Annotated in this window: 17 protein-coding genes and 1 pseudogene; 8 read left to right on the forward strand and 10 right to left on the reverse strand. The window is 64.2% G+C overall.

Annotation, left to right across the window (positions count from 1 at the left end; genetic code table 11):
- The first annotated feature begins 483 nt into the window (after positions 1 to 483).
- The gene (locus IVA79_RS00275; RefSeq protein WP_247549396.1) at positions 484 to 2,649 is read left to right on the forward strand and encodes a malate synthase G; all 2,166 of its coding nucleotides are present in this window, start codon (positions 484 to 486) and stop codon (positions 2,647 to 2,649) included.
- A 137-nt stretch (positions 2,650 to 2,786) separates the two neighbouring features.
- Positions 2,787 to 2,987, forward strand: coding sequence for a CsbD family protein (locus IVA79_RS00280; RefSeq protein ID WP_247549398.1), 201 nt, complete (start codon positions 2,787 to 2,789; stop codon positions 2,985 to 2,987).
- A gap of 58 nt (positions 2,988 to 3,045) precedes the next feature.
- Here the strand turns inward: IVA79_RS00280 and IVA79_RS00285 are convergent, their stop codons facing one another.
- Complete coding sequence (locus IVA79_RS00285) at positions 3,046 to 3,201, reverse strand: Thivi_2564 family membrane protein (protein ID WP_042335954.1); 156 nt, start codon at positions 3,199 to 3,201, stop codon at positions 3,046 to 3,048.
- A 111-nt stretch (positions 3,202 to 3,312) separates the two neighbouring features.
- Between IVA79_RS00285 and IVA79_RS00290 the strand changes: the two are divergent.
- Positions 3,313 to 3,588 (forward strand): annotated as a pseudogene (locus IVA79_RS00290) (methyl-accepting chemotaxis protein); the annotation flags it as partial.
- A 56-nt stretch (positions 3,589 to 3,644) separates the two neighbouring features.
- On the opposite strand, the gene IVA79_RS00295 reads toward IVA79_RS00290, so the two are convergent.
- Positions 3,645 to 4,295 (reverse strand): DUF2865 domain-containing protein, encoded by a 651-nt coding sequence (locus IVA79_RS00295; RefSeq protein ID WP_247549399.1) that lies wholly within the window; start codon positions 4,293 to 4,295, stop codon positions 3,645 to 3,647.
- 17 nt (positions 4,296 to 4,312) lie between these two features.
- The gene (locus IVA79_RS00300; RefSeq protein WP_247549400.1) at positions 4,313 to 5,086 is read right to left on the reverse strand and encodes a L,D-transpeptidase; all 774 of its coding nucleotides are present in this window, start codon (positions 5,084 to 5,086) and stop codon (positions 4,313 to 4,315) included.
- A gap of 207 nt (positions 5,087 to 5,293) precedes the next feature.
- On the opposite strand from IVA79_RS00300, the gene IVA79_RS00305 reads away from it, so the two are divergent.
- The 5 genes from IVA79_RS00305 to IVA79_RS00325 all read left to right on the forward strand — a co-directional run bounded on the left by IVA79_RS00305 (position 5,294) and on the right by IVA79_RS00325 (position 9,422).
- Positions 5,294 to 6,406 (forward strand): AI-2E family transporter, encoded by a 1,113-nt coding sequence (locus IVA79_RS00305; protein ID WP_247549402.1) that lies wholly within the window; start codon positions 5,294 to 5,296, stop codon positions 6,404 to 6,406.
- Positions 6,407 to 6,485: 79 nt separating this feature from the next.
- Positions 6,486 to 6,857: a DUF883 family protein gene (locus IVA79_RS00310; protein WP_247549404.1), complete on the forward strand. Its 372-nt coding sequence runs from the start codon at positions 6,486 to 6,488 to the stop codon at positions 6,855 to 6,857.
- A gap of 93 nt (positions 6,858 to 6,950) precedes the next feature.
- Complete coding sequence (locus IVA79_RS00315; RefSeq protein WP_247549406.1) at positions 6,951 to 7,406, forward strand: hypothetical protein; 456 nt, start codon at positions 6,951 to 6,953, stop codon at positions 7,404 to 7,406.
- A gap of 183 nt (positions 7,407 to 7,589) precedes the next feature.
- Positions 7,590 to 8,732 (forward strand): OpgC domain-containing protein, encoded by a 1,143-nt coding sequence (locus IVA79_RS00320; RefSeq protein WP_247549408.1) that lies wholly within the window; start codon positions 7,590 to 7,592, stop codon positions 8,730 to 8,732.
- Positions 8,733 to 8,807: 75 nt separating this feature from the next.
- The gene (locus IVA79_RS00325) at positions 8,808 to 9,422 is read left to right on the forward strand and encodes a TetR/AcrR family transcriptional regulator (protein WP_247549411.1); all 615 of its coding nucleotides are present in this window, start codon (positions 8,808 to 8,810) and stop codon (positions 9,420 to 9,422) included.
- 11 nt (positions 9,423 to 9,433) lie between these two features.
- Here the strand turns inward: IVA79_RS00325 and IVA79_RS00330 are convergent, their stop codons facing one another.
- The 7 genes from IVA79_RS00330 to IVA79_RS00360 form a co-directional block, all read right to left on the reverse strand.
- Complete coding sequence (locus IVA79_RS00330; protein ID WP_247549412.1) at positions 9,434 to 11,092, reverse strand: HWE histidine kinase domain-containing protein; 1,659 nt, start codon at positions 11,090 to 11,092, stop codon at positions 9,434 to 9,436.
- Positions 11,093 to 11,386: 294 nt separating this feature from the next.
- Complete coding sequence (gene ureG / locus IVA79_RS00335) at positions 11,387 to 12,010, reverse strand: urease accessory protein UreG (protein ID WP_247549414.1); 624 nt, start codon at positions 12,008 to 12,010, stop codon at positions 11,387 to 11,389.
- 41 nt (positions 12,011 to 12,051) lie between these two features.
- Positions 12,052 to 12,780, reverse strand: coding sequence for an urease accessory protein UreF (locus IVA79_RS00340; RefSeq protein WP_247549662.1), 729 nt, complete (start codon positions 12,778 to 12,780; stop codon positions 12,052 to 12,054).
- Entirely contained in the window at positions 12,761 to 13,369 is a 609-nt protein-coding gene (locus tag IVA79_RS00345) for an urease accessory protein UreE (RefSeq protein ID WP_247549416.1), read from the reverse strand. Before IVA79_RS00345 ends, IVA79_RS00340 begins: the two co-directional genes overlap by 20 nt.
- A 14-nt stretch (positions 13,370 to 13,383) precedes the next feature.
- The gene (locus tag IVA79_RS00350; protein ID WP_018318764.1) at positions 13,384 to 13,683 is read right to left on the reverse strand and encodes a putative quinol monooxygenase; all 300 of its coding nucleotides are present in this window, start codon (positions 13,681 to 13,683) and stop codon (positions 13,384 to 13,386) included.
- 138 nt (positions 13,684 to 13,821) lie between these two features.
- Entirely contained in the window at positions 13,822 to 15,537 is a 1,716-nt protein-coding gene (ureC, locus tag IVA79_RS00355) for an urease subunit alpha (RefSeq protein ID WP_247549418.1), read from the reverse strand.
- Between the two features lie 34 nt (positions 15,538 to 15,571).
- A complete protein-coding gene (locus IVA79_RS00360) occupies positions 15,572 to 16,111 on the reverse strand; it encodes an HD domain-containing protein (protein ID WP_247549419.1) in 540 nt (179 codons plus the stop codon).
- Positions 16,112 to 16,115 lie beyond the last annotated feature (4 nt).

Genomic DNA, 16,115 nt, shown 5'->3' on the forward strand with positions numbered 1-16,115 from the left:
AGCCAGATAGACTGTGGCATACTCTGCAGCGGCGGGTGCGTCAGTGCGATCGAGCTTGATCATCTTGGTCCTCCGAGGCTGGGTGGTTGGCAATCCAATTCTAACCTCTTGACCACCCGCCGCCCCATAGGATCTGAGGCGCGAGCCATGCGGCACGGAGCGGCGTATGGGGAGCCTCGAAGGATGCACGGCCCCACTGCTAGCCACCAGCCGGACCGTCGCCCTTCGAGGGCCGCTGAAGAAGCGGCCACCTCAGGGTGACGGTGATAGATTGGTGTTCGCAGCAGCATATGCTCCATTTTCGGGCGATAGACCTGCGCGCCTCCCCGACCTCTTCTTGACATTTTGACAAACCCTTCAGGGTCTTCTCACCGCCTCTTTTTTGGGGCTAATAGGCCCCCGAAGGTCGCCCCAAGGGGCGCATTTTGCTGCTGTCGGGTCAAAAGCAGCCAAAAACAGCCATTTCCAACGAGAAAGCCCATCATGAAACGCGTCGACGTCCACGGATTGAAGATCGCTCCCGTCCTGTTCGATTTCATCGCCAAGGAAGCGGCCCCGAAAACGGGGATCGCGCCGGATGCGTTCTGGGCCGGGCTTGCCGCCATCATCAAGGAGCTGGGCCCGAAGAACCGGTCGTTGCTCGCATTCCGCGACACGCTGCAGGCCAAGATCGACGACTGGCACCGCGCCAACAAGGGCAAGGCGTTCGACCTCAATGCCTATACCGCCTTCCTCAAGGAGATCGGCTATCTCGTCCCGGAGCCGGCGACGCAGAAGGTCGAGACCGCCAATGTCGACGACGAAATCGGTAAGATCTGCGGCCCGCAGCTCGTCGTGCCGCTCACCAATGCGCGCTATGCGCTGAACGCGGCGAATGCGCGCTGGGGCTCGCTCTATGACGCCTTCTACGGCACCGACGCGATTGCGCACGATCCGTCCGAGAGCGGCAAGGGCTACAACAAGGCGCGCGGCGACAAGGTGATCGCCAAGGCCAAGGCGTTCCTCGATACCGCCGTGCCGCTGGCAACCGGCAGCCACACCGACGTCACCGCCTACAGCGTCGTCGCGGGCCAGCTCGCGGTGAAGCTGAAGAGCGGCAACGCCACTGCACTGAAGAACGCCGCGCAGTTCGCGGGCTTCCAGGGCGATGCGGCCGCACCGAATGCGGTGCTGCTCGCCAATAACGGCCTGCATGTCGAGGTGAAGATCGACCGCAGCAGCGCGATCGGCAAGGACGATCCCGCCGGCGTCGCCGATATGATCATGGAGTCCGCGGTCTCCACCATTCTCGACATGGAGGACTCGGTCGCCGCGGTCGATGCCGAAGACAAGGTGCTGGTCTACCGCAACACGCTCGGCCTGATGAACGGCACGCTGTCGGCCGATTTCGAGAAGGGCGGCAAGACGCTGACGCGTGCGCTCAACGCCGACCGCAGCTACAAGACGCCAGACGGCAAAGGCGAGGTGACGCTGCACGGCCGCAGCCTGCTCCTGATGCGCAATTGCGGTCACCACATGTTCACCGACGCCGTGCTCGACGAGAAGGGCGAAGAGGTCCCCGAGGGCCTGCTCGACGCCGCCGTCTCCGGCCTGCTCGCCATTCACGACCTCAAGGGCAATTCCAAGGTCAAGAACAGCCGCACTGGATCGGCCTATATCGTCAAGCCGAAGATGCACGGCCCCGACGAGGTGTCGCTGACCTGCGAGATTTTTGATCGCGTCGAGAAGATGCTGGGCCTGCCCGAGAACACGCTCAAGGTCGGCATCATGGACGAGGAGCGACGCACCACCGTCAACCTCAAGGCCTGCATCCAGCGCGCTTCCAAGCGCATCATGTTCATCAACACCGGCTTCCTCGATCGCACCGGCGACGAGATCCACACCTCGATGGAAGCGGGCCCGATGATCCGCAAGAACGAGATGAAGGCGCAGGCCTGGATCAAGTCCTATGAGGACTGGAACGTCGACATGGGCCTGACCTGCGGCCTGCCCGGCCATGCCCAGGTCGGCAAGGGCATGTGGGCGGCGCCCGACAAGATGGCGGACATGCTTGCGCAGAAGCTCGGCCATCCGCAGGCCGGCGCCACCACCGCCTGGGTGCCCTCGCCGACCGCCGCAACGCTGCACGCGCTGCACTACCACCAGATCAACGTGATCGCGCGTCAAGAGGAGCTGACCAAGGGCGGCCCGCGCGCCAAGCTCTCGGACATCCTCACCATTCCGGTGTCGAAGTCGAACTGGGCGCCCGATGACGTCAAGCAGGAGATCGACAACAACTGCCAGGGCATTTTGGGCTATGTCGTGCGCTGGATCGACCAGGGCGTCGGCTGCTCCAAGGTGCCCGACATCCACGATGTCGGCCTGATGGAAGACCGCGCGACATTGCGCATCTCCAGCCAGCATCTCGCCAACTGGCTGCACCAGGGCGTGATCACCGAGGCGCAGGTGATGGAATCGCTGAAGCGCATGGCGATCGTGGTCGACAAGCAGAATGCCGGCGATGCGATCTACAAGCCGATGGCGCCCGCCTTCGACGGCGTCGCCTTCAAAGCCGCTTGCGATCTCATCTTTAGGGGGCGCGAGCAGCCGAACGGCTACACCGAATACATCCTCACCGCGCGCCGCCGCGAGGCGAAGGCGGCTGGCTGACAGGTGGCCAATTAGATGAACTTCAAAAGCCCCGGCTCACGCCCGGGGCTTTTTTGTTGGGCGAAACGTCGCGGCGTGCGGCGGAACAGGCTGCGCGGCGCTCGCGTTGTCCCGCCATCAACCAACGGGAGATGGTCATGGACTGGAATCGGATCGAAGGAAACTGGAAGCAGTTCAGGGGATCGGCCAAGGAGAAATGGGGCAAGCTCACTGACGACGACCTCAAGCTGATCGAGGGACGCCGCGAGCAGCTCGAGGGCCGGCTCCAGGAACGCTACGGCAAGGCCAAGGACCAGGTTCGCCAGGACGTCGACGACTGGCTCAAATCGCTGCACTAGCGCAGCACGAACGAAGCCCCGGCTCAGGCCGGGGCTTTTGTAGGTGGCTCGTAGCCCGCTAGAACACCGTCAGGTATTTCAGCAGCGACACCACGCCGATGATGATGACGATCACGCGCGCGATCTGCTTGGCGCGGCCATCCATCGGTAGCATGTTGATGAGATAAAGCACGAGAATGACGACGAGAAAGGTGACGAGTACGCCGACCAGCATTGCTGAGCCCCCTTCAGGCAAATTCCGATGAGATCCTAACGCCGGTCGCCCGCCCTGGTTCCATCACGGCAACCCATTGAAAAGACTTCGTTTTATGCGGAGACAGAGGCGATCGGCGGCATCATCGGCGAGGTCAACGAAGTTGCCACCGCGATTGCCGCCGCCGTGCAGGAACAGGGCGCTGCGACCCAGGAGATCACCCGCAGCACGCAATATGCAGCGCAAGGCACCAAGAACGTCTCGGACAACATCACCGGCGTGAAGGCCGACGCCGACACCGCCGCCGGTGCCGCGGAGAACGTCAAACAGGCCTCCGAGACGCTGGAGACCCAGAGCCGCCAGCTCGGCCATCAGGTCAGCGACTTCCTGGGCAAGATCCGCGCGGCGTGGGGCCGGCCAGGCGCTGCGCGCTCACTGTCGTCCCTACGTTCGCAGGGTTGCCCCTACTCCTTCGCCACCACCGGCACTTGGCGGAACTTGGCGCGCACCGAGTCCGGTAGCGGCGAAAAGTTCATCGCGACGCCGCGGCGATCGTTGGCATTGCGGCTGGCGACCACGAGGCCGTCGGCGCCGGCGACGATGTCACCCTTGCGCAAGGTGGGATCGTCCTCGACCTTGACCTGCGCGAGCCCGGCCGGATCCTTGCCGTTGCAGGTGCAGCCCGCGACGATCTCGTTGCGATAACGGAAGGCATTCGGCAGCTCGGAATAGGACTTTCCATTCTCTGTCGTGGCGTCGTCGATATTGCTGCCATAGACCAGCGACGTCTCGGAAGCCGGACAGAAGCTCTTGCAGGATTGCGCCTTGCTCTCGGCATCACTGCCTTGCGCCGGGAAGTAGCGGCCATCGCAGCCGCGCACGCAATAGGCCGTGCCCCCGCCATAGGCGGCCCGCTGGCGCGGCACGTCGTAACGCAACATGTCGTCATTGGGAAACGGCGCCCGGATTTGCGGAGGTCGCGCCCCAAACGCGCCGAACAGCGCCGAGAAGAAATCCTCCGCATGCGCCGACGTCGTCAGCGCAAGACCGAAGGAAGCAACAGCGAGCATTGCCGCCACGCCAACGGCCAGTTTGTGGATCGAGCGCTTATTCATGTGACCTCACTGAACGCCTAGTTCACCGACGACGCCGAAATGTTCAGCGCCTGCCGCCCCGAAGGCATTGCCGTCACGGCCGGGCGCTTGCGCACGGGGTCGCCGCCCCTAGCCATCAGCGGCGCGTTCTTTGGCAGCACCACGACCTTGGCACCGACATTGACGCGGCCAAACAGGTCAATGACGTCCTCATTGGTCATGCGGATGCAGCCGGAGGAGACGAACTTGCCGATCGTGGAGGGATCGTTGGTGCCGTGGATGCGGTATGCGCTTGAGCCGAGATACATCGCACGCGCGCCGAGCGGGTTGCCGGGGCCGCCGGCGACGAAGCGCGGCAGATAGGGCTGACGGGCGATCATCTCGGCCGGCGGATGCCAGTCCGGCCACTCCGCCTTGCGGCTGACGCTCTGCATGCCGGACCAGGTGAAGCCTTCGCGGCCGACGCCGACGCCATAGCGGATCGCACGGCCGTTGCCGAGCACGTAGTAGAGATAGGTGTTGTTGGTATCGATCACGATGGTGCCGGCCGGCTCGCCGCGGTCGAAGCCGACGATCTGCTTGCGCAGGCGATCGGGCAACTGGGCATCTTCATCATCCGCCTGCGGCGCCTCGTTCATGGTGCCCCGCGGGTCATCCTGATACTGCGGGTACGCCTGTGGCTGCATCGGCGCATAACCCAGGGTTTGCCCGCTCGCGCTGCCGAAGGGCACCGTGGCCATAGCGGTTGCGAAGGCAAATGCGATGACGGCGCGCGGCGAAAAGCTGCGACGGACTGCAGAGTACTTTGTCATGTGCTGCCCCGTTGGATGCGTGCATCAGGGTGATGCGCTTGCCAATGAACGCCGCAGGCACGATTCAAGTTCCGGTGCGGTGCGCAGCAGCCTTGTCACAGTCAAGCGAGCACGCGTTCACGAAGCCGCGATGGAACCGCAGCCAGGCTCGCGCATTATCAGTCGTCAATGGCGCGCGGATCGAGGATTCCGTGCGGGAGAGAGATTGTGCGCGTCCTTCCCGGCGAACGTCTGATCCCCGACAACAGCGAAGGTGAGCCGCTTCCCGACAGCCATAGTGAGTTACCGCCGGTCATCCGCCGTACCGAGTTTGTCGCCTTCGCGCTCGCAGGCTTGCTCCTGATTGCAGTTGTCGCCGTGCTCTATGTCGGGAGAGCGTTCTTCCTGCCCGTGGTGATGGCCTTCGTCATCGGCACGATGCTGTCGCCGGCGGCGGGCTTCCTCGAACGATGCAAGGTCCCGCGTGCGCTCGCCGCCGTCCTGATCGTCGTCGTGGGGACAGCCGTGGTCGCCTTCGTCGTGGCGCTCATCGCCTCGCCCGCCATAGAATGGAGCACGCGCCTGCCGGAGCTCGGCGCGCAGCTGAAAGTCAAGCTGCACGTGTTCGATCGGCCGCTGGCGCTGTGGCGTGAGCTGCAAGGCATGGTCGGCGGCTCGGAGGAATTCCCGAGCTTCCAGCTCCCCAAGATCGAATGGGTGCAGCCGACGCTGGAGTTCCTGTCGCCGACCTTTACTGAATTCGTGCTGTTCTTCGTCACCCTCATTCTGTTCATCGCAAGCTGGCGCGACCTGCGGCGGGCGGTGATCATGACTTTCAGCGATCATGACGCGCGGCTGCGTACGCTCCGGATCCTCAACGAGATCGAGGTCCATCTCGGCAGCTATCTCCTGACCGTTACCCTCATCAATGTCGGCGTCGGCGTCGCTACCGGCTTCATCTGCGCCCTCACCGGCATGCCCAATCCGGCCGGGCTCGGCGCGCTGGCGGCAACGCTCAATTATATCCCGATCATTGGGCCGGTCGCGATGTTCGTGGTGCTGGTCGTGGTGGGGCTGGTCGCCTTCCCGACCATCAGCGGCGGCCTCATGGCCGCGCTCGCCTTCGGCGGCCTGACCTTCCTGGAAGGACATTTCATCACCCCGACCATCATCGGCCGGCGGCTGGCGCTGAACGCACTTGCGGTGCTGCTTGCGCTGGCATTCTGGACCTGGATGTGGGGCCCGATGGGCGCCTTCTTGTCGTCGCCACTGCTGATCGTGGCCCTGATCCTCAAGGAGCATCTGTTGCCGGCGGATTCGCCGCAACTGCCGCAGGCGTGACGCGGTTTCCGCGATCGGAACTTCCCCGATGACGAAACGTTCTCCGGCTATCTCAGCCGTCAACAGTTCGGAGCTCCTGATGTCCACGACCAATGCCGAAGCCGGGATGAGAGACTGGACCGACAAAGCCACCAGAGAACGCCTCGAGAAGGATGTAGCAGCCGTGAAAAGCGATATCGCCGCCCTCACCGACCAGATCACCGACGCGCTCAACACCTTTGCCAATTCCACCAGCAAGCAGGCCCGCCGCGGCTATCGCCAGGCGCGCGAGAACATGGATACCGCGATCGACGACATGTCGGAGCGCAGCAGCGCAATGATGGGCGCGGCCCAGGAGGCCTATGGATCGATCGAGGAGACGCTCGAAGACGCGATCACACAGCGGCCGCTCGCGACCGTCGGGCTCGCGCTCGGCATCGGCTTCCTGATCGGTGTCGCCTGGCGCCGGTAGGCAGCGCGAACGGATATTGAGACGGCGGCGTCGCCGCGCCGCCGATGCCGGCTTGTGGGCCACTCGGCTTGTGGGGATTTGAGGAGCAAGGCCATGTTTCAGCGCATCATCGACAGGATCAGTGCATCCACCGGCACGACTGTGCGGCTGACCTCCCTGGCGGCAGGCGCGGCGTTCGCGCTGTTCATCACCACCTGCTTCCTCTGCGCGGCGGCGTTCATCTCGGTGCTGAATGCGTATGGTCCAGTGCAGGCCTGCCTCGCGGGTGCCGGCGTCTTCTTTCTGCTGACCCTGGCCGCAGCAGTGAGCTATTGGGCCTACAAGCGGGAGTTGCGCAAGCAAGCCCAGATCGCGGCCGAGCGGGCCGCGAAGTCGGCAGCGCAAAGCATGCTCGCGGACCCCGTGCTGCTCGCCACCGGACTGCAGATCGTTCGTGCCATCGGCGTCAAGCGGCTGCTGCCGATCCTGGCGATCGGCGGCGTCGCCCTCGGCATCATGGCGAGCCGCGCCGGCGTGTCTGACGAGGTATCGGCCGAGCCGGCCGAATAACCGTCCGATCGGGTTAGATAATTCGTCATAAGTTCTGCGACCATCTCCCGCAGTCCTGACACAGGCGACGCCGCGCATTTTTCGCCAGGCGGCACGAATGCCCTCACTCACGCAAACGCTACTCGGATGGGCAGGCGGTTGCCGGTAAAAGCATCACCCTGATTCCCAAAGCTATTTTACTCAATGAAACCTTCCGTCAAGGCGAACCTCTCCGCATTCCAGCCCGACGCCAGGCTGTATTTGACGCTTGGCATCGCCAATTGGTCGATTTTCGTCGACCACATCCCGAACAACGTCGTCAACCTGCTGACGCTGCGCAACTTCGGCTTCAGCGGCGCCGCCGACCTGTTCGTGTTCGTTGTGGGTTATGGCGTCGCGATCATCCACGGCCGGATCGCGCTGGAGCGCGACTACGTGGTCGCGGCGACGCGAATCTTTCGCCGCGTCTGGCGGCTCTATGCCGCCTATGTCGTGCTGTTCGTGATCTATATCGCCACCATCACCTACGTCGCCTCGCAGTCGATGGCGCCGGAAATCATCCACCAATACAACATCTCGGGGATTCTCGATCATCCGCTGCGCATCCTGGTCCGCGGCCTCGTGCTGCAGGAGGAGCCGCTGAACCTCGATCTCCTGCAGTTGATGATTCCGCTGATGGCCTTTTTTCCATTCGCATTGTGGGGGCTGTTGCGGTGGCCGAACCTGATGTTGGCGGCATCGATCGCGCTGTATCTTGCCGCCCGCTGGTTCGACTGGAATTTTCGGGTCTATCCGGACCAGGAGTGGACCTTCAATCCACTGTGCTGGCAGATGCTGATGGTGCTCGGAGGCTGGTTCGCCGTGACAGGCGCGCCCGGGCGCGCGCTACGCGACATGCCCTGGCTGCGGATACTCGCCGGGACCTATCTCGTATTCGCGATGGCCGTCACCTTGCTGCGCCATTCGCCGGCATTGTCCAGCTATTTGCCGGACCTTCTGCTCGACAGCATCGCGCCGACGGAGAAGGAAAATCTTGCGCCCTATCGCGTGCTCCACTTCCTCGCGCTCGCCTTCCTCGCGACCCATCTCATTCCGGCCGATCACCCCGGACTGCGGCTGAAGCCGCTCCAGGCGGTCATCAGATGCGGTGAGGAATGGCTCGCCGTGTTCTGCGTCGGGGTGTTCCTGTCCTTCGCCGGCCATCTCATCCTGATCACCAGCGCCAATCTGGTGGTGATGCAGGTCGTGGTGAGCCTCGCCGGATTCGCCGCGATGACCGCGGTGGCCTCCTACGTCGCCTGGTCGAAATGGCAGGATCTGCCCGCCGCCTTGCGGCAGCAGGCCTAACGCGCGATTCCGCTAGGTTGACCGCCGCGGCTGCGCTATCCCGGAGCGGGAGCGGGTTGCGCGAGGAGACCGGGCGTGGTGACGGCGAATGGCGGGAGTGACGGGGCCGGCAGCGCTCCTCGGCGCGGCCGGCCGCGATCGATCGAGACCAGCAACGCCATTCTCGAAAGCGCCTACGCGCTGATGGCATCCACCGGACTTGCCGCCACCACCATCGACGCGGTCGCCCGCCACTCCAGCGTCTCCAAGATGACGATCTACAAATGGTGGCCGTCGCGCGAGGCGCTCTTGATCGACGCCTTCCTTCAACATGCCGCGCAGATGCTGCCGCTACCCCCGGCGAGTTCCGGCAGCCCCGCGGCGCGCGCCCGCCGCCATGCCGCGGCCTATGCCGAGGCGCTCCAGGGCGAGTTCGGCAAGGTTCAACTCGCCGTCATCTCCGAATGCATTTCCAAGACCGGCTCCGCCGAGCTGTTCTACGCCCGCTATCTGCAATTCCGTCGCGATGCGCTGGTGGAGATGATTGCGGCAGGCCAGAACGACGGCAGCATCCTGGCCGAAGGGCCGGCCGAGGATCTCTACGACGCGATCTACGGCGGCCTGTTCTACCGCTACGTCTTCGGCATCGCGCCGATCACGCCTGGCTACGCCCGCCATCTGGTCGACCTGGTGTTGCGGCCCAAAGTTTAGCCGCACGACATTTATCGCACAGGCCTCACCGGGGCCGAGAGCTTGTCCGTGCGATCGCGTTCGGTCATGTCGACCACCGTCTCCATCGGCGCGGTCAGCTCATAGACGTAGGAGACGTCGGTGAAATAGCGTTTGGCGGTGCCACCGAGCGCCTCGGGGGCGACACGATCGAGCAGGATCAGGCCGAAATCGGAATCGGGGCGGCGCGTCGCCTCGCTGGTGTTGAGCTCCTCCCAGCGAAAATGGAAGACCTCGCTGGGCTCATCGCCCGTCACCGTCCAGCTGGCGGTGATGTGCGGATGCTTTCCGACCAGCGACAGGCCCTCGTCGGAATGCGAGGCCAGTTCGAAGAACAGCAGCGAGAGGCTCTGCGCCGCGCGCGCGCTGACGGCGATGTCGGGACCGGTCACGGCGATGCGATCGGCATGCGGAATGGCGCGTGCCTCGAACAAGCCCTTCAGCTTGACCCCCTGCCATTGGCTCTCGCTGAGCAGGGAGACCACGTTCGACATGGCGTGGATGCGGCCGATCAGAAGCTCGCGGGCGACGTCGATGTCCGAGCCGTGACGCAAGGTGCGCGTCACGATCGACTGGATGACCGCAAGGATGTTCTTGACCCGGTGGTTGAGCTCGTCGATCACCGCGGTCAGCCGGCGCTCGAAGCCGATTCTGACCTGGATTTCCCTGCTGAGCCGCAGATTGTTGTAGGCGACATAGCCGAACAGACCGCACACCATCGCAGTGATCGCAAAGCCGATCGCCGCCACGATGATCGCGGTCTGCTCGGCACGACGCACCGAGTTGGTTTTCGCGTAGTAGCCGAGCTGCCAATCACGGCCACCGAAGCTCACCGTGCGGGTTGCCGACGGCGCCGGTCCGTCCACCAACGCCCTGCGCGTCGAAACCACGCCCTGGTCGTTGGCGATCAGCTCACCGCCTTCCTTGCGTGGATCCCTGAGCGCGACCGAGAACAACGACATGTCGTCATTGGTCAACATCAGCGAGGCGAGCTCGTAGGAGAACGTGACGAACCCGGCCGGCTCGGTTGCCCCTTCGGGAATGACGGGTGCGGCCACGATGACGCCGATCGGCCCGTTTGCATGCAGCAGCGGAAGCGGGTCCGAAGCTATCGACCTCTTCTCGATCCGGGCGCGCGTCAGCATGGCGCTGCTAATCTGGTCCTGATCGTAACTGCGGCCCGGCAGAGCCTTGGTCTCGTCGCTGCGCGGTTCGAGATCCAACAGCACGTCGATCGGCTGGGTGATCTCGGCCGGATTGATCGGCTTGTCGTCATAGGTGCGGATCTTCGGATTCGGGAAGCCGGCGCCGCCAATGGCAGCCTGCGCCGCCGTAAGCTCGTTTGGCTTCAGCCGGGCGATCCAGCCCGCCACCACGAAATCCGTCTTGAAGGCGTAGATGGCCGAGCGCAGCGGCTCCAGCATGTTTGGCTTGATCACGGATGGCGTGCGGAACAGGCCTGAAGCGACGCGTGCGAGCAGTTCGCGCTCGGTGAGCCGATCCTGGACCAGGCTGGCATGAACGTCGATCGCACGCGCGAGCGCGATCCGGTCCAGCGCGAGCTCCTGGTCGTGGACGCGATAGGCCGCAAGCCCGGAGAGCAAGGCTCCGAGCAGAGCGATGAAACCGATGATGAAACCCAGCCGGACCACGCGACTACTCAGGCGAACGCAGGAGGTCGGCAATAAACAAGGAGCATATGAGCGCCGTTCGAACGGCCACGTGCCGAAACAGGGTGAACCCCAGTGGCGGAGATAATGGAGGAGGAGACATCGGTACGCAACGTAGGTCGCCTGAAAAGCTTAATCCGTCCGGCCGATGGTCTGGCCGGGATGGATTGCCCGGGCGCCGGAGGTAACCAATCGCCGTGTCCGAAATTTGTTCCGTAGTTGCGGCTCGACCCCAAGGTTAACGGCGAAAAACGCGTGCGCCAAGTCGTCGCGCCGTCAGCCTGCCCGTTTCAAGCCGCCTTTGGCCTCGATGAAGCCGACGATGCGGTCAAGCCCCTCGCTCTTCTTCAGGTTGGTCATGACGAAAGGCCGCTCGCCGCGCATGCGCCTGGCATCCGTGTCCATCTTCTCCAGGGAGGCGCCGACATGGGGGGCGAGGTCGATCTTGTTGATGACCAGAAGGTCGGACCGGGTGATGCCGGGGCCGCCCTTGGACGGGATCTTGTCGCCGGCGGCGACGTCGATCACGTAGATGGTCAGGTCGGCCAGCTCCGGGGAAAAAGTGGCAGCGAGATTGTCGCCGCCGGACTCGATCAGCACGAGATCGAGCCCGGGAAACTTGGCGCGCATGTCCGCGACCGCAGCGAGATTCATCGAAGCATCCTCGCGGATCGCGGTGTGCGGGCAGCCGCCGGTCTCGACGCCGGCAATGCGGTCCGCCGAAAGCGAGCCCGAACGCACCAGGAACTCCGCATCCCATTTGGTGTAGATGTCGTTGGTGATCGCGGCGATGTCATAGCGTTCGCGCATGGTCTTGCAGAGCAGGTCCATCAGCGCGGTCTTGCCCGATCCGACCGGGCCGCCGACGCCGACACGCAGGGGGCCGTGAGATTTCGACATGGTATTCGCTCGCTCTCGAGAGGTTGAAGGCCGCTTCGCTGTCACGACCGGAACAGCCGCGTGTATTGTGTCTCGTGCCGCAGGCTGGCGAGATCGGCGCGGAAGGTCGCGCTGCCGAGATCGTCCAATGTCGCATTCAGCGCACGATCGGCGGTCGCGGCCACAGCGGCTTCCAGCCTCACCAGCACGCGCTGGCTGTCGGTCTGGCCGAGCGGAATGAGACGGCTGGCCGCCGAAATCCAGTTCGAGACCAGCGCATGCAGGAAGGCATGCAGCGTCGGCGCCAGCGGCACACCGTGCATAGCGGCAACCACTCCGACCGCGACCGGATAGACCAGGGATGTGCGGCATGCCGCAACCATGGCATCCAGCCCGTCGGTATCCCATGCGGCGCGGGCGATGTCGATGAAGGCGCGGCCCTGCGAGCTCGTCTCCAGCTGCCGCTCGCGCGACGGCACGAAGGCGGCAGCGAGCTCGGCGATATCGTTCAAAGTGGTCTCCTCGCCCGCCTCCGTAGCGCGATAGGCGTGGACCAGGAACGTCGCATCGCAAAAGCCCGAGCCGTCACCGAGCATCGCATCGAGCCAGTCGGCCAGCGTCGCGGTGTCGGTGATGTCGCCGGCCTCGACCGCCCATTCGATGCCGCTGGAGTAGGAGAATCCGCCGACCGGGAATGCCGGCGACAACCAGGTCATCAACCGGTACAGCGCCGCCGCCTCGCGCTCGGCGAGGCCACCGGCACGGACCGGCTCATTTGTGGTCATGAGCATGCGTGTGGCCGTGGTGATGGTCGGGGTGGTCGCAATGCTCGTCGTGGTGATGGTCGTGACCATGGTCATGCGCGGCATGACCATGGTGGTGGTGATCATGGTGATCGTGATGGCCGTGATCGTGATGCGCATGGTCGTCGTGGCCATGCGCGTGGCCGGCATCGGCATAGGCGCCGCCTTCGGGATCGAACGGCGCCTCGATCTCGATCACGCGCGCGCCAAGCCCCTTCACCATCGCTTCGATGACGTGGTCGCGGCGGATGCGCAAGGCCTTGGCCATGATCTGGGTCGGCAGATGGCGGTTGCCGAGATGCCAGCCGACGCGGATGAGATGGTGCGGATCGCGGCCGCGGATCTCCAGCAGCGACTCGGGCGCCGCGACCACCTCCACCAGCCTTCCGTCCTCCAGCACCAGCGCGTCGCCGCCGCGTAGCGCGACGGCATGCTCCAGGTCGAGCAGGAATTCGAGCCCCCGCGTCCCCGTCATCGCCATGCGGCGGCGGTGCCGATCGTCGAAATCGAGCACGACCGTGTCCGCTGGCGCTTCCGTGAAGCGGTGCTGTCCCCTAACCTGCGTCGCCCGGATCATTCGCATTTACCCTGTTACCGTGTCTCGACCTTCTCGGGCGTGATCACTTCGATCTTCGGCGGCGCCGTGAAGCACTTCACCGCGACGCGGCCGAACGTCTTCATATGTTCCATGCCACGGTGCGGCACCAGCGCCTCGGCATTCTCCCACTGCTCGACGAACACCATCTTGGCAGGATCGGTGACGCTCTCATGCAGATCATAGGCGATATTGCCGGGCTCCTTCCGGGTCTCCTTGATGCAGGCGGTGGCCGCAGCAATGAATTCGGCGCGCGTTTCGGGCTTGATGGTCAGGGTGGCAACGACATAGATCACGAGAAATCCTCCCGGCTTTTCTTCTGGCTTCAGATACCGGGCGCGACATTAGACCAGCCGGGATCGAACTCAAAACCGGAAAAGCCTCCCTGGACATGCGCCCAGGATATATTCCTGGGCATGCGTTGAGGCGCTATTTCAGTACATGAAATATCGCTGCGCCATCGGCAGCACCTCGGCAGGCGCACAGGTGAGCAGCTCGCCGTCGGCGCGCACCTCATAGGTCTCCGGATCGACCTCGATGTTGGGCGTGGCGTCGTTGTGGATCATGCTCTTCTTGGAGATCTTGCCGCGGGTGTTCTGGACCGCATAGAGCTTCTTGTCGATGCCGAGCTTTCGCGCCAGGCCGCCAGTGATCGCGGCCTTCGAGGTGAACACCACGGAGGATGCCGTGCGCGCCTTGCCGAAGGCACCGAACATCGGCTGATAGTGCACCGGCTGCGGCGTCGGGATCGAGGCATTCGGATCGCCCATCGGCGCGGCGACGATGCTGCCGCCCTTGACGATGCAGTCCGGCTTGACGCCGAAGAAAGCGGGCGACCACAGCACGAGATCGGCGAGCTTGCCCTTCTCGACCGAGCCGATCAGCTTCGACACGCCGTGCGCAATGGCGGGGTTGATCGTGTACTTGGCGATGTAGCGCTTGACGCGGAAATTGTCGTTGTCCTTGCCCTTGTCCTGCGGCAGCGAGCCACGCTGCTTCTTCATCTTGTCGGCGGTCTGCCAGGTCCGGATGATGACCTCGCCGAGACGGCCCATCGCCTGGGAGTCCGAGGACATCATCGAGAGCGCACCGAGGTCGTGCAGGATGTCTTCGGCCGCGATGGTTTCCTTCCGGATACGGCTCTCGGCGAAGGCCAGATCTTCCGCGATCGAGGGATCGAGGTGGTGACACACCATCAGCATGTCCAGATGCTCGTCGATGGTGTTGCGGGTGAAGGGCCGCGTCGGGTTGGTCGAGGACGGCAGCACGTTCTTCAGGCCGGCGACCTTGATGATGTCAGGGGCGTGACCGCCGCCCGCGCCTTCAGTATGGAAGGCGTGGATGGTGCGGCCCTTGAACGCCTTGATCGTGTCCTCGACGAAGCCGGACTCGTTCAGCGTATCGGTGTGGATCATCACCTGGATGTCGTGAGCGTCGGCCACCGACAGGCAGTTGTCGATCGCCGCCGGCGTCGTGCCCCAATCCTCATGCAGCTTCAGCGCGCAGGCGCCGGCCTTGATCATCTCGACCAGCGCGGCCGGGCGCGATGCGTTGCCCTTGCCGGAAATGCCGAGATTGACCGGGAAGGCGTCGAACGACTGGATCATCCGTCCCATGTGCCACGGCCCCGGCGTGCAGGTGGTGGCGAAGGTGCCGTGGGAGGGGCCGGTGCCGCCGCCCAGCATCGAGGTGACGCCGCTCATGAGCGCGTGCTCGATCTGCTGCGGGCAGATGAAATGGATGTGGCTGTCGAAGCCGCCGGCGGTGAGGATCTTGCCCTCGCCCGCGATCACGTCAGTGCCGGGACCGATGATGATGGTCACGCCGGGCTGGATGTCGGGATTGCCGGCCTTGCCGATGCCGGCGATCATGCCGTCCTTGATGGCGACGTCGGCCTTCACGATGCCCCAGTGATCGACGATCAGCGCATTGGTGATGACAGTGTCGGCCGCGCCCTGCTTGTTGGTGACCTGCGACTGCCCCATGCCGTCGCGGATCACCTTGCCGCCACCGAACTTCACCTCCTCGCCATAGGTGGTGAAGTCCTTCTCGACCTCGATGATGAGGTCGGTGTCGGCCAGCCGCACCTTGTCGCCGGTGGTCGGGCCGAACATGTCGGCATAGACGGAACGCTTCATCTTGACGGACATCACAAGCCCCGTTTGCGTTTGAATGTTTGGTGGCTCACAGCAAGGCCTTCGCTGCTTTCACGGCATCATCGAATCTCTCGTCGAGCCAGGCATTGCCGCCGCGGCACCCCGCAACGACCTGCGCAGCCCAGCCGACGTAATCGGCGAGATCCTCGCGCTCCTCGACACTCGGGTCGGTTTGAATGCGCGCCCCTGTGTTGCTGATCTTGTCGGCGATCTTGATCAGCTTTGCGCCCGGCGATTTGTGCGGAGCGTCCTTGATCTGCTTCTGCCGCCGCTCGGCCTTCGGCAGGCTCATGTCGTCGGTGCATTCCGCGACGAGGGAAGCAACCCGCTCGGAAAACAGCTGCGCCAGCTCCTGGCGGGTCGTGTCGGTATCCTCGACGCAATCGTGCAGCCAGCCGGCGGCGACCAGTTCGGCGTCGACACCATCGGTCGCGGTTGCCAGCAGGTTCGCGACCTCGGCGAGATGATTGATGTAGGGCTCCTTGCCGCGCCCCTTGCGTGCCATTCCGTTGTGGCGATGCGCGGCGAGCTCGGCAGCTTCGGAGACGAGGCGAATGGGTGACAGCATGGCA

Source organism: Bradyrhizobium sp. 138 (assembly GCF_023074075.1).
Classification (GTDB): domain Bacteria; phylum Pseudomonadota; class Alphaproteobacteria; order Rhizobiales; family Xanthobacteraceae; genus Bradyrhizobium.